The sequence below is a fragment of the Rhodococcus sp. UNC363MFTsu5.1 genome, from assembly GCF_000686785.1.
In the GTDB taxonomy this organism is placed as follows: Bacteria; Actinomycetota; Actinomycetes; order Mycobacteriales; family Mycobacteriaceae; genus Rhodococcus_G; species Rhodococcus_G maanshanensis.
In genome coordinates, this window is sequence record NZ_JMLO01000005.1 from 210,260 (window position 1) to 231,581 (window position 21,322).

At 69.8% G+C, this 21,322-nt stretch carries 21 protein-coding genes; 10 read left to right on the top strand and 11 right to left on the bottom strand.

All coding sequences use genetic code 11. The features are described from left to right. Positions 1–4: 4 nt before the first annotated feature. From BR31_RS0109315 to hemL, 3 genes are read right to left on the bottom strand one after another with little or no spacing between them, the layout of a single operon-like run. Positions 5–598: a TlpA disulfide reductase family protein gene (locus BR31_RS0109315; protein WP_037176073.1), complete on the bottom strand. Its 594-nt coding sequence runs from the start codon at positions 596–598 to the stop codon at positions 5–7. Beyond that, positions 595–1,263, bottom strand: coding sequence for a histidine phosphatase family protein (locus BR31_RS0109320; protein WP_027500726.1), 669 nt, complete (start codon positions 1,261–1,263; stop codon positions 595–597). Before BR31_RS0109320 ends, BR31_RS0109315 begins: the two co-directional genes overlap by 4 nt. A 33-nt stretch (positions 1,264–1,296) precedes the next feature. Next, positions 1,297–2,628, bottom strand: coding sequence for a glutamate-1-semialdehyde 2,1-aminomutase (hemL, locus tag BR31_RS0109325; protein WP_027500727.1), 1,332 nt, complete (start codon positions 2,626–2,628; stop codon positions 1,297–1,299). A 128-nt stretch (positions 2,629–2,756) separates the two neighbouring features. Between hemL and BR31_RS0109330 the strand changes: the two genes are divergently transcribed. Further along, the gene (locus tag BR31_RS0109330; RefSeq protein ID WP_156042410.1) at positions 2,757–4,295 is read left to right on the top strand and encodes an ATP-binding protein; all 1,539 of its coding nucleotides are present in this window, start codon (positions 2,757–2,759) and stop codon (positions 4,293–4,295) included. Positions 4,296–4,304: 9 nt separating this feature from the next. Here the strand turns inward: BR31_RS0109330 and BR31_RS0109335 are convergent, their stop codons facing one another. Then, positions 4,305–4,676, bottom strand: coding sequence for a hypothetical protein (locus BR31_RS0109335; RefSeq protein WP_027500729.1), 372 nt, complete (start codon positions 4,674–4,676; stop codon positions 4,305–4,307). A gap of 76 nt (positions 4,677–4,752) precedes the next feature. Next, complete coding sequence (gene hppD / locus BR31_RS0109340; RefSeq protein WP_027500730.1) at positions 4,753–5,961, bottom strand: 4-hydroxyphenylpyruvate dioxygenase; 1,209 nt, start codon at positions 5,959–5,961, stop codon at positions 4,753–4,755. Between the two features lie 119 nt (positions 5,962–6,080). On the opposite strand from hppD, the gene BR31_RS0109345 reads away from it, so the two are divergent. Continuing rightward, the gene (locus BR31_RS0109345; protein ID WP_027500731.1) at positions 6,081–6,548 is read left to right on the top strand and encodes an Lrp/AsnC family transcriptional regulator; all 468 of its coding nucleotides are present in this window, start codon (positions 6,081–6,083) and stop codon (positions 6,546–6,548) included. Between the two features lie 15 nt (positions 6,549–6,563). Here BR31_RS0109345 and BR31_RS0109350 read toward each other — a convergent pair whose 3' ends face one another. Continuing rightward, on the bottom strand, positions 6,564–7,406 hold the full coding sequence (locus BR31_RS0109350) for an alpha/beta fold hydrolase (RefSeq protein ID WP_051637104.1): 843 nt from the start codon (positions 7,404–7,406) through the stop codon (positions 6,564–6,566). Between the two features lie 78 nt (positions 7,407–7,484). Here BR31_RS0109350 and BR31_RS0109355 point away from each other — a divergent pair, with 78 nt between their 5' ends. From BR31_RS0109355 to BR31_RS0109365, 3 genes are all read left to right on the top strand, one after another. Beyond that, entirely contained in the window at positions 7,485–7,949 is a 465-nt protein-coding gene (locus BR31_RS0109355) for a MarR family winged helix-turn-helix transcriptional regulator (RefSeq protein ID WP_027500733.1), read from the top strand. 63 nt (positions 7,950–8,012) lie between these two features. After that, the gene (locus tag BR31_RS0109360) at positions 8,013–8,552 is read left to right on the top strand and encodes a TetR/AcrR family transcriptional regulator (RefSeq protein WP_051637106.1); all 540 of its coding nucleotides are present in this window, start codon (positions 8,013–8,015) and stop codon (positions 8,550–8,552) included. Further along, positions 8,549–9,577, top strand: a complete 1,029-nt coding sequence (locus BR31_RS0109365; RefSeq protein ID WP_027500735.1) for an SDR family oxidoreductase — start codon at positions 8,549–8,551, stop codon at positions 9,575–9,577. The genes BR31_RS0109360 and BR31_RS0109365 overlap by 4 nt, the downstream gene beginning before the upstream one ends. A 92-nt stretch (positions 9,578–9,669) precedes the next feature. On the opposite strand, the gene trxA is transcribed toward BR31_RS0109365, so the two are convergent. From trxA to BR31_RS30990, 3 genes are all read right to left on the bottom strand, one after another. Continuing rightward, positions 9,670–9,999, bottom strand: a complete 330-nt coding sequence (gene trxA / locus BR31_RS0109370; RefSeq protein ID WP_027500736.1) for a thioredoxin — start codon at positions 9,997–9,999, stop codon at positions 9,670–9,672. Positions 10,000–10,069: 70 nt separating this feature from the next. Further along, entirely contained in the window at positions 10,070–10,495 is a 426-nt protein-coding gene (locus tag BR31_RS28015) for a winged helix-turn-helix transcriptional regulator (protein ID WP_051637107.1), read from the bottom strand. 156 nt (positions 10,496–10,651) lie between these two features. Next, the gene (locus BR31_RS30990) at positions 10,652–11,920 is read right to left on the bottom strand and encodes a Ca2+-dependent phosphoinositide-specific phospholipase C (protein WP_081830389.1); all 1,269 of its coding nucleotides are present in this window, start codon (positions 11,918–11,920) and stop codon (positions 10,652–10,654) included. Positions 11,921–12,159: 239 nt separating this feature from the next. Here BR31_RS30990 and BR31_RS28025 point away from each other — a divergent pair, with 239 nt between their 5' ends. From BR31_RS28025 to fahA, 4 genes are all read left to right on the top strand, one after another. Next, positions 12,160–12,840, top strand: coding sequence for a TetR/AcrR family transcriptional regulator (locus BR31_RS28025; RefSeq protein ID WP_051637108.1), 681 nt, complete (start codon positions 12,160–12,162; stop codon positions 12,838–12,840). Positions 12,841–13,053: 213 nt separating this feature from the next. Continuing rightward, positions 13,054–14,247: a homogentisate 1,2-dioxygenase gene (locus tag BR31_RS0109390; protein WP_027500737.1), complete on the top strand. Its 1,194-nt coding sequence runs from the start codon at positions 13,054–13,056 to the stop codon at positions 14,245–14,247. After that, positions 14,214–15,134 (top strand): hypothetical protein, encoded by a 921-nt coding sequence (locus BR31_RS28030; RefSeq protein WP_051637109.1) that lies wholly within the window; start codon positions 14,214–14,216, stop codon positions 15,132–15,134. Before BR31_RS0109390 ends, BR31_RS28030 begins: the two co-directional genes overlap by 34 nt. Continuing rightward, complete coding sequence (gene fahA / locus BR31_RS0109400) at positions 15,131–16,339, top strand: fumarylacetoacetase (RefSeq protein ID WP_051637110.1); 1,209 nt, start codon at positions 15,131–15,133, stop codon at positions 16,337–16,339. The genes BR31_RS28030 and fahA overlap by 4 nt, the downstream gene beginning before the upstream one ends. A gap of 4 nt (positions 16,340–16,343) precedes the next feature. Here the strand turns inward: fahA and BR31_RS0109405 are convergent, their stop codons facing one another. After that, on the bottom strand, positions 16,344–17,321 hold the full coding sequence (locus tag BR31_RS0109405) for a TIGR00341 family protein (RefSeq protein ID WP_027500739.1): 978 nt from the start codon (positions 17,319–17,321) through the stop codon (positions 16,344–16,346). Between the two features lie 88 nt (positions 17,322–17,409). Between BR31_RS0109405 and BR31_RS0109410 the strand changes: the two genes are divergently transcribed. Then, positions 17,410–19,329: an acyl-CoA dehydrogenase family protein gene (locus BR31_RS0109410; protein ID WP_027500740.1), complete on the top strand. Its 1,920-nt coding sequence runs from the start codon at positions 17,410–17,412 to the stop codon at positions 19,327–19,329. A 25-nt stretch (positions 19,330–19,354) separates the two neighbouring features. Here BR31_RS0109410 and BR31_RS0109415 read toward each other — a convergent pair whose 3' ends face one another. Beyond that, positions 19,355–21,289: a glycoside hydrolase gene (locus BR31_RS0109415; protein WP_051637111.1), complete on the bottom strand. Its 1,935-nt coding sequence runs from the start codon at positions 21,287–21,289 to the stop codon at positions 19,355–19,357. Positions 21,290–21,322 lie beyond the last annotated feature (33 nt).

Sequence of the window (21,322 nt, forward strand, 5' to 3'; positions counted from 1 at the left end):
GTGCTCACTGTTCCCGCGCAACCCTCTCCACCACCGGCTGGAGGTCCTCCGCCAGCAACGCCTTGAGGAACACCGCCGCGACCCGGTGCTCCTTGTCGAGCACGAGGGTGGACGGGATGACGCTCGTCGGGAACTTGCCGCCGAGCGCGGTCAGGGTGCGCATCGAGGGGTCGTAGACCGACGGGTAGCCGACCTTGTTGTCGGTGACGAAGTCCTGGGCCTTGTCCTGCTGCAGGTCCCGGACGTTGATGCCGAGGAAGGCGACGCCGAGGTCCTTGGTGCTCTCGTAGACCTTCTCGAGGTCGTCGGCCTCGCCGCGGCACGGCCCGCACCACTGGCCCCAGAGGTTGATGACCACCGGTTGGCCCTCGAAGTCCGACAGCGACGTGGTCTTGCCCTCGACCATGAGGTCGGGCCCGGAGATGTTGCCGATGGTGCCGCGTTCGCTCGGCGGGTCGTAGAAGATCTCGGTCTGCCCGCCCGGCGAGACGAAGTCGAACGTGCCGCCCTGCGCGACGGCGTCGGTGCCGGTGCCGCAACCGGCGGTGACGGCGGCGACCGCCAGCACCGCGGCAGCCACCCGGACGAACCGCCTCATGCCCCGGTCACCCTCGGATCGGACGCGCCCGCGGGCTCCGAGTAGACGATGTCGACCAGGGTGTCGCCCTCGTAGACCAGCGAGGTCAGCGAGGCCAGCCCGCACTGGCGGTGTCGCGGGTCGTGCCAGAGCCGCTCGCCCTGCAGGAACCTGCGCAGCGTCCACACCGGCAACTGGTGGCTGACGCACACGGCCTCGTGCCCAACGGCGGCTACGCGCGCGGTGTTGACGGCGGCGAGCATGCGGTGCGCGATCTGCAGGTACGGCTCGCCCCAGGACGGGGTGAACGGGTCGCGCAGCTTCCACCAGTGCCGAGGCCTGCGCAGCGCGCCGTCGCCGACCGAGACCTTGAGGCCCTCGAAGTCGTTGCCCGCCTCGATCAGGTTGTCGTCGGTGACGAGGGTCAGCCCGTGCTCTCCCGCGATCGGCGCCGCGGTCTCCTGCGCCCGCTGCAGCGGCGAGGCCACCACGTGGGTGATGTCGTGACCGGCGAGCACCGAGGCGACCGTCCTGGCCTGCGCCTGACCGGTCACGGACAGCCGGTAGCCGGGCAGCCTGCCGTAGAGGATGCCCTTCGGGTTGTGCACCTCGCCGTGGCGGAGGACGTGCACGATGGTGCGCGACTCGGCGGGGTCGGGCGTCGGCGTCTGCTGCAGGGTGCTCACGTGGTTTGGCTCCGTGATCTAGGGGTGCGGGGTCTAGGTGGTTGGTGCCTGCGCGGCGGCAGCCGCCTTGGCTGCGGCCGGCAACGCGGCGGCGATACGGTCGAACGCGGCGTCGTCGAGGGCCGCGGAGACGAACCAGGCCTCGAAGGCGCTCGGAGGTGCGTAGACGCCGCGGGAGAGCAGCGCATGGAAGAAGGCGGGGAAGCGCCAGGTGTCGCTCGCCTTCGCCTCCGCGTAGTTGGTGACCGGACGGTCGGCGAAGAACACGCTCACCATGGTGCCTGCAAATTGCACCTGGTGCCGCACACCCGCCTCGGTGAGGGCGTCACCGAGCAGCCTGCCGAGGGTCGCGGAGTTGCGTTCGAGGGCGTCGTACACGCTCTGATCAGCGGCGCGGAGGCTGGCGAGGCCCGCCGCCACGGCGACGGGGTTCCCGGACAGGGTGCCCGCCTGGTACACCGGGCCTGCGGGCGCGAGGTGGCCCATCACGTCGGCGCGGCCGCCGAACGCCGCGGCGGGCAGTCCGCCGCTCATCACCTTGCCGAAGGTCATCAGGTCTCCCGCGACGCCGTCGATCCCGTACCAACCGGCCGAGCTGACGCGGAAGCCGGTCATCACCTCGTCCATGATCAGCAGCGCGTCGTGGGCGGTGCACAGCCGGCGCAGGCCCTCGTTGAACCCGGGCTTCGGCGCGACGGCGCCCATGTTGCCCGCGGCGGCCTCGGTGATCAAGCACGCGATCTGCTGGGGGTTCGCGGCGAAGGCCTGCGCGACCGCGTCCAGGTCGTTGTAGGGCAGCACGATGGTGTCCGAGGCCTGCGCGCCGGTGACGCCGGGCGAGGTGGGCAGCCCCAGTGTGGCGACGCCGGAGCCCGCGTCGGCGAGCAGGGCGTCCACGTGGCCGTGGTAGCAGCCGGAGAACTTGATGATCTTGGTGCGGCCGGTGAACCCGCGGGCCAGCCGGACCGCGCTCATGGTGGCCTCGGTGCCCGAGTTGACCAGGCGGACCTGCTCGACGGGGGCGACCCGGTCGACGATCGCCTCGGCGAGCTCGATCTCGCCCTCGGTGGGGGCACCGAACGAGAGCCCGGTGGTCGAGGCCTTCTGCACGGCCTCGACGACCGCCGGGTGCGCGTGTCCGAGGATCATCGGTCCCCACGAGCAGATGAGGTCGACGTAGTCGTTGCCGTCGACGTCGGTCAGCGTGCAACCGGACGCCTTGGCGATGAAACGGGGGGTGCCGCCCACCGATTGGAAGGCCCGCACCGGGGAGTTGACGCCCCCGGGGATGACGGCGCCCGCCCGCTCGAAGAGCTGCGCGGAGGTGCTGGCGGGCTGAGAAGAGGCGCTGGTGGGAACAGTCACGGCCTCCAGTGTCCCAGTTGTCGAGATTTTGCCAACGACAGGGTGTAGGAGAGCGACCGAGGACACACCGGGGCGACCGACATCCCGGCCGATCGGACACCCGAAGTCGTGATGCCAGGATGTTCGGCATGGAACCGACGCTGGACGCCTTGCAGGACCACCGACACGAACTCTACGAACGCTTCGCGGCCGCACAGGTGGCCGTGTCCGCCGACGGCCGGGCGGTGTCCTTCATGGGCCCGATCGAGATCGGTGTCGAGGTCGGCGGGTTCGCGGTGATCGAGTTCGAGGGCGCGCGCCGCGTCGCGGTCCAGGTGCGGGAGGTCCGCATGGTCGAACGCGAGGGGCCCCAGCTCGACTTCACCGTGCGCGACCAGATGGCGGAACTCGGTGTCGTCGCGGCCAGCGTCCGACCGCTGATGCGCTCGCTCGGCGGATCCGCGACCACGCTCGGCGAGTTCGACGGCGCCTTCTTCCTGGAGCGGCGGGCGGTCGAGCCGTTCGGTGAACGCCCGATCCGGCCCGCGACGGAGGACGAGGTCGCCCTGATCGCCGAGGGCCTCACCGGGACGGCAGCCGCCATCGAGATCGGGGTGCTCAGGCAGGCGCCGAGCGTCCCGGCCAAGCTGCGATCGACGGGTTTCGCGCGACACACCTTCATGTGCGGGCAGTCCGGCTCCGGCAAGACCTACACCACGGGTGGCCTGCTCGAGCGACTGCTCGGCTCGACCGAACTGCCGATCGTGGTGCTCGACCCGAACTCCGATCACGTGTTCCTCGGCTCCTGCGACCCCGAGGACTCCTCGCCCGCCGCCGAGCGCCACCGTGAGGTCGCGTCGGGGGTGCACGTGGCGCGGGCGCGCGGCAACGGCGCCGAACACACGTTGTGCCTGGACTTCAGCGACCTCGACCTCGACATCCAGGCACTGCTGCTGCGGATGGACCCGATCCGCGACCTCGACGACTTCCGCGCGCTGCGCCAGGTCACCGCGACGCTGACGGCACCGTACTCCGTCGACGACCTGGAGGCCGCTGCCGCCGCGCACCACGACACCGAACGGCTCGCGGCCCGGATCGGCAACCTTCGGATCGGCGAGTGGGACCTGTGGCGGCGCGACGGCGAGCGCTCGGCCGTCGAGTACGACGTGAGCCGCGCGCGCTGCGTCGTCGTCGACGTCGGGAGCCTGTCGCGGCCGGACGAGCGGACCGCGGTCGCGCTGGCGATCCTCGGTAGGCGGTGGGCGGGCCGCAGGGACCGCGAGCCGGTGCTGCTCGTCATCGACGAGGCGCACAACGTGCTGCCCGCCACCACCGGGGATCCGCTGCTGGCGGCCACCGCCGAACTCGGCGCGCTGATCGCCGGTGAGGGCCGCAAGTTCGGCCTGCACCTGTTCGTCGCCACCCAGCGGCCGGGCAAGGTGCACCCGAACGTGGTCTCGCAGTGCGACAACCTGGTGTTGATGCGGATGAACGGCGCCGCCGACATCGAGGACCTGAGCACCCTGTTCTCCCACGTGCCCGCGCCGCTGCTGCACCGGGCGACCGGGTTCGGGCTCGGTCAGGCGCTGTTCGCGGGGCCGATCGCGCCGGTGCCGCTGCTCGCCCAGGTGGGTACCCGGGTCAGTCCCGAGGGCGGCGGCGACGTGCCGACCACATGGGCGGGGTGAGGGTCGGCGTCAGAAGACCGGGCTGGGGCCGTCCACGATCAGGCCGTGGCAGACCCCGGTCGGCAGGCAGACCTCGTTGATCCGGACCATCCCGATCCGGGCGCCGTCGACGAGCCGGTAGAAGGTGAAGTTCCGGCCGTCGATGCTGTGCGCCCGGACGCCGGGCAGCGAGGTGAAGTCCTTGTTGGTGTTCAGCACGTCGTCCTGGGTGAGCACCGGGTTCACCTGGTACTCGGTGTGACTGCCGTCGGCCAGCAGGGTGTACGGAGCCGACGCGGCAGAGGCAGAGGCCGCGGGCGCGGCCGTGGCAGTCGCGGCCGCACCGGCGGCGATGGCGATTGCTCCGAGTGTTCCTGCGACGATGCGGGTGACTGAGCTCATAGTTAGTCGATAGAACACGACTCGTGCACAGTTCGCCAGCGCAACGAATACCGATCCGGTCACGGGACGTTTGGGCTCAGAGGTTTCCGCGCGCCGCCTGTTCGCGCTCGATGGACTCGAACAGGGCCCGGAAGTTGCCCTTGCCGAAGCCGAGCGAGCCGTGCCGCTCGATCAGCTCGAAGAACACCGTCGGCCGGTCGCCGAGCGGCTTGGTGAAGATCTGCAGCAGGTAGCCGTCCTCGTCCCGGTCGACGAGGACGCCGCGACGTTTGAGCTCGGCGACCGGCACCCGCACCCGGCCGATCCGGGCCCGCAGCTCGGGGTCGTCGTAATAGGCGTCGGGGGTGTCGAGGAACTCGACGCCCTCCGCGCGCAGCGCGTCGACCGTGCGCAGGATGTCGCCCGTGGCCAGGGCCAGGTGCTGGCAGCCGGGTTCGCCGTAGAACTCGAGGTACTCGTCGATCTGCGACCTCTTCTTCCCCGGCGCCGGCTCGTTGAGCGGGAACTTGACCCGATGGTTGCCGTTCGCGACGACCTTGGACATCAGCGCCGAGTACTCGGTGGCGATGTCGTCCCCGACGAACTCGGCCATGTTGGTGAAGCCCATGACCCGGTTGTAGAAGCGCACCCAGTGATCCATCCGGCCCATCTCGACATTGCCGACGGCGTGATCGAGCGCCTGGAACAGGCGCTCCGGCGCACCGGGGCGGCGGACGAATCCCGAACTGCGCGGGGCGAACCCGGGCAGGTACACCCCGCCGTACCGGCTGCGGTCGACGAGGGTGTGCCTGGTGCTGCCGTAGGTGGCGATGGCGGCCAGCCGCACCGTGCCGAACTCGTCGGTGACGTCGTGTGGTTCCTCGAGGACGGTGGCGCCCTGCGACCGCGCCCGCTCGATGCAGCGGTCCACGTCGAGCACCTCGAGCGCCAGGTCCGCCACGCCGTCCCCGTTCCTGCGGTGCCGATCGGCGAGCGGGCTGTCGGGGCTGACCGCGCCCTCGAGGACGAACCGGACGGAGCCGGACTCGAGCACGAACGACTTGTGGTCGCGCTGACCGGTTTCCGGCCCCGCGTAGGCGACCAGAGTCATGCCCCAGGTGGAGACGAAGTAGTGGGCGCTCTGGCTGGCGTTCCCGCAGACGAACACCACCGCGTCCATCCCGACCACAGGGAACGGGTCGGCCGCGTCGTCGTGTTCGACCAGCCCGACGAGCCGGTGCAGATCGTTCGCGCGCAGGTGCGCGGCGCGCTCGCGCGGGGTCAACCGAATGTCCGCGATCGTCATGGATTCACTGTGACCTCGGCCCCTCACCTGCGCAACGATGAGGATTGACGCTGCTCAATATGTACAGAATGCTGGAGCGTGGCGGTGAATTGTTGGACAAGATGACCAGGAGCGCACCGATGAGCATCGATCGCCTCGACGCCGACCTGCTGGAGCTCCTGCACGCCGAGCCACGCGTGGGGGTGCTCGAGGCATCGCGCCGGCTTGGTGTCGCCCGCGGCACCGTGCAGGCCCGCCTGAACCGGCTCGAACGCGACGGCGTGATCGCAGACATGGCCCCGACCCTGGACGCCGAGGCCCTCGGCTTCCCGGTCACCGCGTTCGCGACCCTGGAGATCGTCCAGGGTCGCGGGCACCGCGCGGTCGTCGAGCACCTCGTCGCGATTCCCGAGGTGCTCGAGGCCCACACCACCACCGGCGCGGGCGACGTGCTGATCCGGGTGGTGGCGCGGACACACTCGGACCTGCAACGGGTGATCAATCAGATCGTGGACGGGCAGAACGTGCTGCGGTCGTCCACGGTGATCGCCCTGGAGAACCAGATCCCGCTTCGCCACCTGCCACTGGTGCGGGCCGCCCTGGCGTGACCGCGAAGGCCGCCGTCAGTTCAGCGCGGCGCGGAGGGCTTCGGCGTACGCGCTCGGGTGGCTCGTGTTGCCGTTGTGGCCGCCTGGGAACACGCGGACCACTTCACCTCGCAGGTCGGCCAGGGCTACCGCGCACGCCCGGTCGAAAACGGTCTCCGGAGTCGCCCGGCCGACGGCGGGGACGATGCGGGTCGGCGTTCGGCCGACCGCGGCGACGTCGAGCGTGTCCCCGATGATCGCGGAGAAGTCCTGCTCGACGAAGAAGTCGAAGTTACGGATTCGCTGCGGCGACATCGGCATCGGCGTCAGCCCCGGCTCGACCTCCGTGCTGTGCGGGTCGATGCCGAGGACCTTCGCGACGAGCTGCAGGGTTCCTGCCAGTCCCTCGGCGCGATGGACCCGCTGGATCTCGGCCAGCTCGTGCTGGTGCTCGGCCCGGCGCCCGGGCGGCAACAGTCGCGGACTGACCGGCTCGTGCGCGACCAGGGTCGCGAGTTGCTCGGGGTGGCCGACCGCGACGTGGAGTCCGATCGAGGCACCCAGGCTGCACCCGAGCATCCGGGCCGGCTCGTCGGTGACCTCCGCGAGCAGGCGGTGGACATCGTCGGCGTGCTGGACAAGGGTCACGCCGCTCTCCGGATCGTCGAGGACGCTCCGGGACAGGCCGCGCCGGTCATACGTGACCACGGTGTAGTCCGCCTCCAGCCGGTCGACCAGGTCCCGACTGCGGCCCGCATCCCCTTCCCCGCTCTGGGAGATCAGCAGGACGGGTCCGGCCCCCCTGACTTCGAAGTACAGGGATGCACCCTCCACCCGCAGTGATCCCGATCGGGTCCCCGTTCGGCTGCCCACGTTCATTGCACGCTCCTCTCGTCGATAAGCATCACAATAGATGTATCACATTTGATGCATCTATGTCGATGTAATATCGCCTGCGTGAATGGCATCGACCTGTTCCTGCTGGGGCGCACCCTGATGAAGATCGGCGAGGAGGCGCTGCCCGCCGACGGCGTCGGCCGCCACCCGACCGGCACCCGCACCGTGCTGATCGTCGCCAGCGACATCCGCGACCACCCCGGGAGCGCCGTTGGTGAGATCGCGGCGCGCACCGGATTCCCGCAGAGCGCGGTGTCCGGCGCCGTCGCACGACTGAGGGATGCGGAGGCGATCACCACGCAGCCGGATCCGGGCGACCGGCGGCGCGTGCTCATCCACCCGGCCGCGGAGGCGTCCGACCGGATGGGCGAGGTCAGGGCGGCATCGATCGAGACCGCACTGGCCGCCACCCTGGGAACCGACGACCCGCTGGCGATCGGCGAGGTGACCTCGCTACTCGAGGAATTGGCCCGCCGGCTCACGCCCGACGTCATCGGCCAGCTCCGCAAGACCCAGCCCCGATAGACCGAGGAGGGTCGGCGAACCGGCCGGCTTCCCAAAATATGTAGACCGGTCTATATTGATCCCGTGAAGAAGGGCGAGGAGACCAGGCTGCGGATGATCACGGTCATGGCGACCGCGGTCGAGGAGAAGGGCGTGGCGGCGACCGGCGTCACCGAGGTGCTCGAACGCAGCGGCGCACCGCGCGGCTCGCTGTACTTCCACTTCCCCGGCGGCAAGGACGAGTTGGTCGAGGCCGCACTCCGACAGAGCGCGGGCACGCTCGACGCACTGATGGCCGACTCCCTCGGCGGCTCGCCCGCGGATGTCATCACACGGCTGCTGGAGGCTCTCGCCGACCGGCAGGTCGCCTCCGACTTCACCAAGGGTTGCCCGATCGCGACGGTCGCCCTCGAGACGGCGGGCACCGACCCGCTCGGCGGGGTGTGCGCCGAGATCTACGCCGACTGGGAGGCCGCCCTCGCTGACCTCATCGGCGACGCCGCGCTGGCCACCGAGGTCTTCGCCCTCATCGAGGGCGCACTGCTCGTCGGCCGGGTCCGGCGGTCCCGCGAACCCATCGATGCGGCGGTGCGCGCCGTCCGGAAACTATTGGAGACCTCATGAGCACGCCCGACACCCTCGTCATCGGTTCCACCGGACTGATCGGCCGGTGGCTGATCCCCGAACTCACCCGCCAGGGCAGGCACGTCGCCGCGATGGTCAGGAACGCCGCCGAACGCGGCGACGAGCTCCGCGACTGGGTGGCCGCCCACGGCGGGAACACCGAACTGCTGACCGTCGTCGACGGGGACCTGACCGCGCCCGGCCTCGGCCTCGCCCCGTTGCCCACCGTGCGCGACGTCTACAACCTCGGCGGCCGGTTCGCCTTCGGGCTCACCGAGACCGAGGCTCGCGCGGTCAACGTCGACGGGGCCGTGGCCGCGCTGCGCTGGGCGCAGGAACTGCCGCGGCTACGCCGGTTCGTGCACATCAGCGGGTATCGCGTGGCCGGCGCAACCGTGAACGCGACGCTCTACCGCGACAAGGGCGCCTACGAGGCCAGCAAGATCGAGGCCGACCACGCCGTGCGCGATCACGCCGAGGCACACGGCATCCCGTACGCGATCGTCAACCCGTCGACGGTCATCGGCGACTCCGGGACCGGCGAGACCACCCAGTTCATCGGCCTTGCCGCGATGGTCCGCGACCTCCACCGCGGCAGGCTCCCCGTCATCCCCGGCGGCAAGGACGTCTGGGTCCCCGTGGTCACCGCGGACTACTTCGCCCGGTTCCTCGCCGCCGTGCCCGAGCACGCGGAACCCGGTGCGGCACTGTGGGTTCTCGACGAGGACACACCGCTGCTCGGCGAGCTGCTCCGCGACATCGCAGGGACCCTCGGCGTGCGGGCCCCTCGATTCCACGTGCCGGTCGGGGTGATCCGCAGGTTGCCCGCGAAGCTGACCGGCGCGGACCCGGAGACCCTCGGCTTCCTCTCCGCCGACCGGTACCCGACCGATTCCGCACGGGCGCTCGCCGAGCGGGCCGGACTGACGTTTCCTCCCCTGCCGCAGGCGATACGGGCGTGGGTGGACTACCTGGTCGCGACCGACTTCGGGCAGCGCATCCCGGCTCGAACACCGGTCCGCTAGTCCACCAACCACTTTCGCCGAGTGTGCACCTCCCGACACTCCCACTCGGGCGATGCCCCGACAGGTGCACACTCGGCGATCCGCGCGCGGGGTCAGGCCTCCGGCAGATGCGGCTCCAGCGCCCGCATGATCGCCGCGCGGGGCTTGGCGCCGACCATCGTCGTGACCATTTCCCCGCCGATGAACAATGCCATTGTCGGCATGCCCATCACCTGATATTCCCTGGCCGTCCCTGGGTTCTCATCGACGTCCAACGCGATGACGGCGAGGCGACCGGACTCCTCGTCCGCGATCTGCTCGAGGACCGGCGCGACCATCTTGCACGGAGGGCACCAGCTCGCGGTGAACTCGACGAGGACCGGCGTCTCGGACGAGAGGACGTCGGCGGCGAAGGCGGCATCGGTGGTGGTGGCCAGGGACATGGAGCACTCCTTTGTCTCGGTACTTGCTGTCTCGGTACTTGCTTTTGCGATCGAGCGTCGGACGTCGGGTTCAGCGATTGACCTGGGCGATGACGCGTTCGTGCACATCCGCATCCCCGCCGCATTCACACACCAGGCGCGCGGTCACCCGGCCGCCGCATCCCGTGTGCCGGTAGACCACCTCGGGCACCCCGCCGTCGGCGAGATGCTTCTCCCCCCAGTCGGAGAACGCGGCCAGCACCGGCAACAGGTCGAGACCCGCCTCGGTGAGGACGTACTCCTGCCTGGCCCGACTGCCGGGGACCCGGTAATCCCTTGTGGTCAGCACGCCTGCGGCGATGAGGCGCTGCAGGCGGTCCGACAGCACCCCGCGCGGCGCGCCGGTTGCAGCCCGGAGCTCGTCGAAGCGGCGGAGACCGAGGGCGACCTCGCGAACGATCAGCAGGGCCCAGCGCTCACCGATCACGGCGAGGGTTTCGGAGAGGGTGCACGTCACGGTTCTGAGTCTAGACTCAGGACTTAGATGCTGTCGAGGACCTCCACCGAGCCGGACGCGTAACCACGCGGAACGGCCCCCACACCCGAAGGCGCAGGGGCCGTGAGCACGACCGGGACGGACGCGCGCCGTCGGCCGGGACGCGCTTCGACCGCGCTAGCTACCGAACAGCGAGCTCCCCACATCGGAGCTTCCGCCGATCGACGAGCCACCGCCCGGCGGGACGTGCAGGAAGGCAGGGTTCTCGATGTCCTGCGGCCTGCAGTTCGCGGGCGCATTGACCGGGTTGCAGCGAGCCGGGGTGCCGCCTGGGACCTGGACCGAGTAGTTGTTGCCCAGCCTCGGATCGGGCTCCGGGTAATCAGTACTGACGAATTGCGCACCGGAGGCGAACGCCGCGTCCCGGGCGGCGGTGCTGTTGGTGCGGGCCTCGATGGTGTTGACGTCGGAGCGGGTGCGCACCAGGTAGCCGGCCTCGACCAGCTCGCGGATCCGCGCGGCGTTCTGGACCGAGTCGTCCGCCAGGATCACCGCGGCGTCCGGGTTACCCGGCTGCGACGTGGGGAACATGACGCGCCCGGCCAGGCTGCCATCCGCGCGCAGGTAGTCGCGACGATGCCGGTCACCCGCAAGGCAATTGCAGTTCACGAACAGGAACTTGCCACGCGACTCGGCAAGGGTCGGCCACTGCTTGTCCCGGACCGCGGCCTCCAGAGTGGGGTAGCCGCCCTTGACGTCATCCGGGGTGATGAGCTGGTCGTCGGTAAGGACGGACCGAACCTCCGCGTCCACGCGGTCGTAGTCGGCGGGCCCCCATTGCGGCATCGGGGGATTCGGGTAGGTCCGGAGGATGTCGATGTCCTTGAACTCGACGAAGACCATGATCGGCAGGTGTCCGGGGTTCAGGGCTGACCATTGCTTGAGCTCACCGAGACACGCCGTGAACTTCACGCAGGTGGTCCGCTGGTCCGCCTGCGGGACGTGGAAGACCTTGAGCCCGGGATCGGCCCACGCGGGGTCGGCCATGCGCGTCGGGGCGCCCACCTCGGCGAGCATCGGGGCCTCCGCGAAGCGGCCACCGTCGGGGTCGGCGTTGACGTCGAGCTCGACGTGCCGGACCCCGAGCCTGCTGAGCTGCTCGGTCAGTGGCTTGTGCTGATAGTCCAGGCCCATCTTGATCTGCTCGATCGGATACTGGGCGCCGAGCGAGGGCGGCAGCCCCTCCGGGATCAGCCCGGGGTGATAGCTGTTGTGCGTACCCATCGCCTGGATCTGGTTCAGGCGCAGCGTGCCGTCGAGGGGGTACGGCTCACCTGCGCCCGCCGAGGGAGTCGCGACGGACGCGACAAAGCAGGACGACAGGGCCGCGAGAACGGCGGCTCGCGCGACTGAGCGCAGCCGCGACCGATGCTTGGGCAATCTCATGGACAACTCTCCATTTCGGGATGTGGACGTATAACCGCAGGTCACCGCGGCCTCCGTGATTGTCAGCTGCCTTTCGAGGGAGAATACTAAGTGGCCACTAAGCATTTGTGAATAGGACCATGAAGCGATGACGGTCCAGCGGCGCACCCTGTACGGACATGAGGCATCGGGCGAACGGGCGAGGCGAGCCAATAGGCTCCACACCCGGTAGTCACTCGCTAGATGAAGGGAAGGTCCGGATGGCGCCCGAACGGACAGACTCGCCGGACGGCACATCCCCATCCCGACGGAGACCTCGGCCGCGGCGGCGGTATGCACCGGGCGAGGACACCCGCGAGCGGATCCTGACCGCCGCGGTCGACCACTTCTCCCGCTACGGCTACACCAACACGTCCATCGCCCGGATCGCCACGGATGCCGGTATCAGCGATGCCGCCGTCATCCACCACTTCGGAACCAAGAAGGAACTGTTCCTCACCGCCGTCGACGTGCGCGAGCAGCCATTCGTACCGGTCGTCGCGCAGTCCGGATCGGCGCGAGAGTTGTTCGAGCAGTTCGTCTCATCGGTCCGCGAGAGCATGGCGCACCCGGAACTCGTGCGGTTTCGTGCGGTGCTCAACGGGGAGGCGCTGCTCGAGTCGAACCCCGCAAGCGAACGGCTGCGGAGCAATATGTCCAGGATCCTCGCTGCGCTCGTTCCGGTTCTCGAGCGGGGCATCGCCGACGGCGAGCTCAAGCCGGACACCGATGCGCGGCAAGTGATCCTCGAGCTCCTGGCGCTCAACGACGGAGTGCGATCGCAGTGGGCAACCCTGCCCGACGAAATCGACCTCCCCGCAGTCTTCGCGACGGCGGCGGACGCCCTGCTGGCGCGGATATCCGTTGACGGGAGAGGACTGTCCCGAGATGGACAGCAATGATCGCCGAGTCGGCGCAGGTAGGGCGCGATTGCGGGGCGTGTCGATTATGCAGGCGGATATCGGCGCGATCGTCGGTGGCTGACACAGCCCGGGCAACTGGTTTCCGTACCGAGCCGGCGATATCTGGCACGGCGATATAGTGGCAACTGATGTGATCCGCATCACATCACGGGCCGAGGGGGCGGACCGGAGCTCGACGCCGGGAGGAACGCCATGCCCTTCTACCGCCAGGTCGGTCAGGTACCGCCGAAGCGTCACACGCAGTTCCGCGCGCCCGGCGGCGAGCTCTACCGCGAGGAGCTCATGGGCGAGGAGGGGTTCTCCTCCGACTCCGCGCTGCTCTACCACCTCGGCACCCCCTCGGCGATCGTCGACTCGACGGCATGGGAACTCCCCGACCAGTCGCTGACCCCCAATCACCCGCTCAGGTCACGGCACCTCACACTCCACGAGCTGGTCCGGAACCCCATGGACACCGACCCCGTGACCGGCCGACGCCTCGTGCTCGGCAACGACGACGTCCGGATCTCGTACGTCGCCGCGCAGCAGGATTCGCCCCTGTACCGGAACGCGGTCGGCGACGAATGCGTCTTCGTCGAGGCCGGATCCGCCACCGTCGAGACCGTGTTCGGGGCGCTGGGGGCCCGTCGCGGCGACTACGTCCTGCTTCCGCGTGGCACCACCCATCGATGGCTGCCGAACCCCGGTGAACCGTTGTGCGCGTACGCGATCGAATCGAGCAGCCACATCGGGCCGGTCCACCGGTATCTGTCGCGGTTCGGGCAGCTGCTCGAGCACGCGCCCTACTGCGAGCGCGACCTGCACGCGCCGACCGAGCCGCTGCTCCGCGACGGCACCGATGTCGAGGTGCTGGTCAAACACCGCGGCAGCACCGGACTCGTCGGTACCCGCCTGGTCTGTCCCACCCACCCGTTCGACGTCGTCGGGTGGGACGGTTGCCTGTACCCGTTCACCTTCAACGTCGCCGACTTCGAACCGATCACCGGCCGAGTGCACCAGCCCCCGCCCGCACATCAGGTGTTCGAGAGCACCGGGTTCGTGATCTGTAATTTCGTGCCGCGCAAGGTCGACTACCACCCGCTCGCGATTCCGGTGCCGTACTACCACTCCAATGTCGACTCCGACGAGGTCATGTTCTATGTCGACGGCGACTACGAGGCACGCAAGGGCTCCGGCATCGGCCGCGGCTCGATCTCCTTGCACCCCGGCGGCATCGCGCACGGACCGCAGCCGGGGGCGGCCGAGGCCAGCATCGGCGCCGAGTTCTTCGACGAACTCGCCGTCATGGTCGACACCTTCCGGCCCCTCGCGCTCGGCGAGGGCGGGCTGGCCGTCGAGGATCCCTCCTATGCGTGGTCCTGGTCGGGCCGGGGGCCGTCGTCATGACCGCGCTGCTCGCGCACCTGGTCGACGACGCCGGCCTGTTCGAACCCGCCGCGCTCGACATGGCGGCGGCGGTGGCACGCCACCGCCGCGACCTCGCGTCCGGTCAACCGATGCTCACGCACCGGTTCGTGTGCCCCGCGTCCCGGGTACCCGAGCTGCTCGGTCACCTCGACGCCGACGACCGCTTCGCGGTGCTCGTCATCGCGGACGTGCCCGCGCTCGCGGATGCCGTCGCGGCACTGCACCACTCCCCCGGTGCCGAGTTGGTCGGCATCGAGTCGACGCTGACGCCGGCACAGGGAGGATGGCGCGGCGCCCTCGACGCGCTGATCGACGCCACCGGGGGCGGGCCCGCTTCGGTGCCGTTGTTCGTGGAGCCTGCGACCGTCGCCGACGCCGCCGGGGTGATCGCCGCGCTGGCCGAGTGTCGGGCCGAAGACGGGGCGCCGCTCGGAGTGAAGCTGCGTTGCGGCGGGACCGGGGCCGAGCTGTTCCCGACGCCGGACGCCCTGGCCGCCGCGCTGGTCGCGGCCGCGGGCGCGGGGGTACCCGCCAAGGCCACCGCCGGGCTGCACCACGCGATCCGGCAGACCGACCCGGCGACCGGCATCACCCATCACGGCTTCCTCAACCTGGTGCTGGCCGCGGACGCCGCGCGATCCGGATCGGCTGCCGAGACCGCCGCGATACTGGCCGACGAGGACCGGGACCGGCTGCGCTCGACGGCTCGCGCGCTGCACGACCCGGTGCCCGCCCGGTCGGTGCTGACCTGTTTCGGGTCGTGCGACACCGAGACCCCGATGCTCGAGGCGGTGAGGCTAGGCCTGGCGCCCACCCGATCGGACTGCGGGCCAGGCACTTTCGGACTGGGAGGGGCGCAGGCATGAGCAACGGTGTTGTTTCGAGCGACCTGCAAGCAGTCGCAAGCGGTCTTGATCTCCTCCCCTACGGCGTGTTCTCCACCGGCGCCCTGCACCGGCACATCGGCGTTGCTATCGGGGACCACGTGCTCGACCTCACCTCCGTCGTCGACGAGGCCGCACTGCGCTCGACCACCCTCAACGCCTTCCTCGCCCTCGGTCGCGCGCGCTGGGCGGAGGTGCGCACCGAGATCACCGAGCTGCTGTCGGACCCGGCGCACCGACAGCGGGTCCAGCCCTATCTGCACCCCCTGTCCGAGGCGCAGATGCACCTGCCCTTCGACGTCGCTGACTACGTGGACTTCTACGCGTCCGAGCCGCACGCCACCAACCTGGGCCGGATGTTCCGTCCCGGCCAGCCGCCGCTGCCGCCGAACTGGAAACACCTGCCGATCGGCTATCACGGCCGCGCGGGCACCGTCGTGCCGTCGGGCACCGCCGTCGTGCGACCCACCGGACAGCGCAAGGCCCCGGACGAGCAGGCGCCAACCGACGGTCCGACCCGCAGGCTCGACTTCGAGGTCGAGCTCGGTTATGTGGTCGGCATCCCGAGCGATCTCGGAACCTGCGTCCGCACAGATGATTTCGCCGATCACGTCTTCGGCGTCGTCCTGCTCAACGATTGGTCCGCCCGCGACCTGCAGTCCTGGGAGTACGTGCCGCTCGGCCCCTTCCTCGGCAAGTCCTTCGCCACCTCCATCTCACCGTGGGTGGTGCCCCTGGCCGCGCTGGAGGCGGCCCGGCGGCCCGGCGCCGCTCAGGACCCGGGGCCGCTCGAGTACCTGCGGGAGACCGAGAACTGGGGCCTGGACATCGAATTCGAGGTCGAACTGAACGGACAGGTGATCTCCCGGCCGCCCTACCGCGGGATGTACTGGTCGCCCGCGCAGATGTTGGCGCACCTGACCGCCAACGGCGCCCGCCTGCGCACCGGTGACCTGTTCGCATCGGGGACCGTCTCCGGTCCAGGACGCGATCAGGTCGGTTCGCTGATCGAGCTGACCGACGCCGGCAGGGAACCAATCACCCTGTCCGACGGCAGCACCCGCGCCTTCCTCGAGGACGGCGACGTGGTGACCATCGCGGCCACCGCGCCCTCCCCCGCAGGCGGACGGTTCAGGCTCGGCGAGGTGACCGGGACGATCCTGCCCGCGGTGCCGCGCACGAGGTGAACCGCTACCGGTCGGCCTCGACTCGCTGACCGACGGTGTGCTGCACCACAACTGTCGGGTTCCAGGGGACGATCTCGTCGACCGAGCCCTGGAGGTCGTCGATCGGTGGGAGGTCGCCAGGGCTCGTGACGTCGACGAGGACGGTGTCCGACTGGATCGTCACGGTGCCGATCTCTGCGGACGGGGTGTCACCGAGCCACTGCTGCGCGGCATCGCGCACCTGGCTCGCCCAGAGACTCGAGAGCGAATTGAGCACCATGGGGACCGCCACGACGACGAAGGTCGCGGCGATGGCGAGGTAGGCGCGGGTACGCCGAGCCGAACCGTAGGTTTCGGCCGCGTCACGCGCGTAGCCCGCGACCATGAGAACCACCGTGCACGCGGTGATGAGGGCCAGCACGTTCGACAGGAACAGCACCAGCGCCCCGGCGGCGAGGGACGGCGCACCCGACCCGAGGCAGACGCCGACGACTCCCAGCGGCGGAACGAGCGAGATGGCGATCGCGACACCGGGGAGCACGTCACCGACGTCGCGGCGGGCCATGGCGATCGAGCCGGCGAAACCGGTCGCGATCGCGGCCAGCAGATCCATCAGGGTCGGCGAGGTACGCCCCGTCACCTGCGAATTGGTCAGCACGTTGGTGGGATTCGGGAGAAACTGCACGATCAGCGCGCCGAGCGCGACGACGGCGATGGCGCTGACGAGGACGTACAGCATGCTCCGGCCCACCGCGCCTGCCCGCCCGGTGACGATGCCGAGCCCGATGCCCAGGATCGGGGTCGAGAGCGGGGCCACGATCATCGCGCCGATGACGGTGGCGGTGGAGTCGCTGATCACGCCTGCGACGGCGATCGTCGCGGACAGCAGCAACATCAGCCAGTAGGCCGACCGTTTGGCGGTGACGTCGCCGATCTCGAGGTCCAGGCGATCGCCGAGCTCGTCGAGGGTGCGGCGTTGGTTGTCGGGTATCAGCGTGATCATCGTCGTCCTCGCGCTTTCGGCATCCGGGACCTGACCTGGCCAGGTCAGCATAGGGCGGCGACGGCCACCGCTGCGCTACCGTCGGACCATGGCCACCACAGCGGACCACCTGCGGACCACTCTCGACGGGCAGTGGCGGGAGGTGCGCGAGAAGGTCCGGGTGGACCTGACCCGCGAGGAGTTCGCCCCGCACTTCACCCCGGATCTCGAGGCCGCCCGCGCCAAGGCACTCGAGCAGATGCGGATCCTCGCCGAGTCCGGCTACGCGGCCAACGGCTTCGCCGCCGCGCACGGCGGCACCGGCGACGTGGGCGCCGCGGTGACCAGCATCGAGATGCTCGCGATGTCCGATCTGTCGCTCATGGTCAAGGCAGGCGTCCAATGGGGGCTTTTCGGCGGCGCCATCGAGAATCTCGGCACCGCACGCCATCACGCGGCCTACGTCAGGCCGCTGATCGACCTCGACCTGCTCGGCTGCTTCGCGATGACCGAGACCGGCCACGGCAGCGACGTCCAGGCGCTGGAGACCACCGCGACCTACGACCCGGCCACCCAGGAGTTCGTGATCGACTCCCCGACGCCGTCCTCCCGCAAGGACTACATCGGCGGCGCGGCCCAACACGCCCGGATGGCGGCGGTGTTCGCCCAGTTGATCACCGCGGCACCGGGCGAGGAGCCCGAGTCGAAGGGCGTGCACTGCTTCGTGGTGCCGATCCGCGGCGAGGACGGTGCCGACCTGCCCGGGGTCACCACCTCCGACTGCGGCCACAAGGGCGGCCTGCCCGGGGTCGACAACGGCCGGATCGTCTTCGACCGGGTGCGGGTGCCGCGGGAGAACCTGCTCAACAGGTACGCCGACGTCGCGGCGGACGGGACGTACTCCTCCCCGATCGAGAACCCGAACCGGCGCTTCTTCACCATGGTGGGCACCCTGATCCGCGGTCGCGTCACCGTCGGCGGCGCGGCGGGCGCGGCCGCCCGGGTGGCGCTGAGCATCGCGACCCGATACGCGTTGCAGCGCAGGCAGTTCGACAAGCCGAAGAGTGACGACGAGGTCCTCATCATGGACTACCTGGTGCACCAGCGCCGGCTGCTGCCGCTGATCGCGAAGTCCTACGCCCTGCACTTCGCGCAGAACCAGCTGGTGACCAGGCTGCACGAGATCCAGACCGCGGACGAGGTGGACCCGCAGGAACAGCGCGAGCTGGAGGCAAGGGCGGCCGGGCTCAAGGCCGCCAACACCTGGCACGCCACCCGCGCGATCCAGGAGTGCCGCGAGGCCTGCGGCGGCGCCGGGTACCTCACCGAGAACCGGCTCGTCGCGCTCAAGGCCGACACCGACGTGTTCACCACCTTCGAGGGCGACAACCACGTGCTCACCCAGCTCGTCGCGAAGGAACTGCTCACCGCGTACGCCGAGGAGGTCCGCGGCATGAGTCCCGTCGAGTGGATGCGCTTCGCCGCCACCACCGTCTCCGACGTGGTCAAGAAGCGCACCGCCGCCCAGCAGATCATCCAGACCATCCTCGACACCCGGCAGGACAACGAGGAGGACGGCAGCCTGTTCAACCGGGGCACGCAGCTGACGATGTTCTCTGACCGCGAGGAGTACCTGCTGTCCACGGCGGCCCGGCGGCTGCAGGGCGCGCAGAAGCGCGAGGACGATCCCTTCGATGCCTTCAACACCGTGCAGGACCACGTGCTGCGGGCGGCCGAGGCGCACATCGACCGGGTGGTGCTCGAGGCGTTCGTCGCAGGCATCGACTCGTGCGAGGACGAGGCGGCCGCCGACCTGCTCGGCGATCTGTGCGACCTGTACGCGCTCACGGTGATCGAGGAGGACAAGGCCTGGTTCATGGAGCACCGGCAGCTGTCCGTCGAGCGCGCGAAGGCGGTGACCCGCGGGGTCAACGAACGCTGCCGCACGCTGCGCCCGCACGCCCTGACCCTGATCGAGGGGTTCGCGGTGCCGGAATCCACGCTCGGCGCGGCGATGCTGGGCGGCTGATCGGCGGCCCGGCGACAGCATCTCGTCAGGGACACAGCGTCGTCACCTCGCCGCCGATCGAGGCGGCCACGCAGCCGGGCTGCACGGCCCCGAGGTCGGCATCCTCGAAGGCGCGCTCGCCGAAGTTCGCCGTCACCTCGAGCGCTCCGTCGCCGAAGGTGGTGCGCTGCACCGTGCGATCATCGGTCAGCCACCGGAAGTCGTTCATCGGCTCGGTTCCTGCGGCCTCCTGGATGGTGGCGAAGAACTTCTGCATGGTCGCCATCCGCGGCCCCTCCTCGGCGATGGTCTGCGCATTCAGGGTGTAGTTCAACGGGGTGTTGTAGAGCATCGCGAGCAGCGCGCGGGTGGTCTGCAGGGATGGCAGCTTGTTGAAGGACAGCTCCCAACGATCCGTGCTGACCACCGAATCGTGCAGCACGGTCTCGTACAGCGGCACACGGTACTTCGGGTCGAACATCCCGGCGCGCAGCTTCTCGGGCAGCTCGACCGGCTTGAAGAAGGTGGCCGGTCCGTTCTTCCCCCAGTACGCACCCCACGTCGCCTTGTCCCGTTCCAACTTCCAGAGGTCGTTCATGACGGGGGTGCTCGAGCCGTGGCTGAAGGACACGACGCCGTTGGCCCAGGACCCGACAGTCTCCGAGCCCAGCACCAGGTCCTCCCCGATCACGCCCATGCGATCGAGGCGGTTCTGCCGGTCCCGGAACTGGGTCATGGGGTGGTCGGGGCTGTGGTCGTCGAAGACTTCGCCCGTCGCATCGACGTCGAGGAAGTAGCTGTTCGCGCCGTTGTCCACCTTCCCGGCGACCCGGCTCGCCAGCAGATCCGGGCGCGCCGCCAGCGCCTGCGAACTCAGGTAGCAGCCCCTGCCGCCGAATCCGCTTTCCCGCTCGCCGTTCTCGTCGACGACGCAGTCCCCCGGCCACACCCCCTCGGGCCACCGGGAGGACGGATTGTCGACCTCGCCGGACGGGTCCTGCGCGTTGCCGAAGGTGTCGTACGGACCGACGAGATAGCCTGCGTCCTTTGCCGTCTCGACGGACTCTCGGGTCATCGGCTGGTCGTCCGAGTCGTAGCCCAGCCACAGTCTCGAGAGGCCGAGGTCCTCGAGCTTGCGCACCGACTCCGGGGTGCGACCGTCGCCCCACAGGTAGGCGTGGAAGGCACCGACGAGCTTTTCGGTGTCCGGGTTCGCGGCGATCTTCTGCGTCAGGGTGCGCAGGCCGCCCTGCTGCTGCAGCAGCGCGCGGTAGTCCTTGGCGGCGGCCACGGGCGATCCGTCGGTGAGCGACAGCGCAACGGTATAGGTGCCGGTGCCCCTGGCCTCACTGAACTCGTGCACGGAGGTGCCGCGCAGCCGGCCGTCGACCGAGCTGAACCCCAGCGTGGTGCCGATGTCGGTCGGCACCAGGTAACTCGCACCGACGGCGCCCGCGCTGTACCCCCAGAACGGCATGGTCAGGTCCTGCAGCCGCTCGCCCTCCTCTCCGACCAGACCGGTGTCGGGGTCGTTCCAGAAGGCGTCGTCGACCGGGATGCTCAGCCCCTCACCGCGCGGCAACTGCAGGTCCCGCGCACCGGTGCCGGTGACCGGCCACGCCAGCTCCTGCTCGCCACGGCCGGTCATGTCGACGAGGAGCCGACCGTCGCGCGCGGTCGCGGTGACGTCGAGACCGCGTTCGGGATACGACCAGTGCGCGCGGGTGGCCTCCACCGAGATCTCCCCTGGTGCGCCCAGGTCCGTCGCCGCCGCGGCGGACAGCTCGACGGGACCGCGGACGCTCAGGTCGTTCACGTCGACCCGCACCTCGCCGCCGTCGATCGGCACGATCACCGTGTTCCCGTCCACGCGGACGGCCGAATCCGACTGCTCTGCAGAACATCCCGTTGCCGCGAGCGCCAGCGCCACGGCTGCGACCGTTGCCGTGGCGAAAGCTCGAGTCGATTTCAGTGCTCTCATGACGAGCGACGGTAGGCACCGAACGTTAGAGGA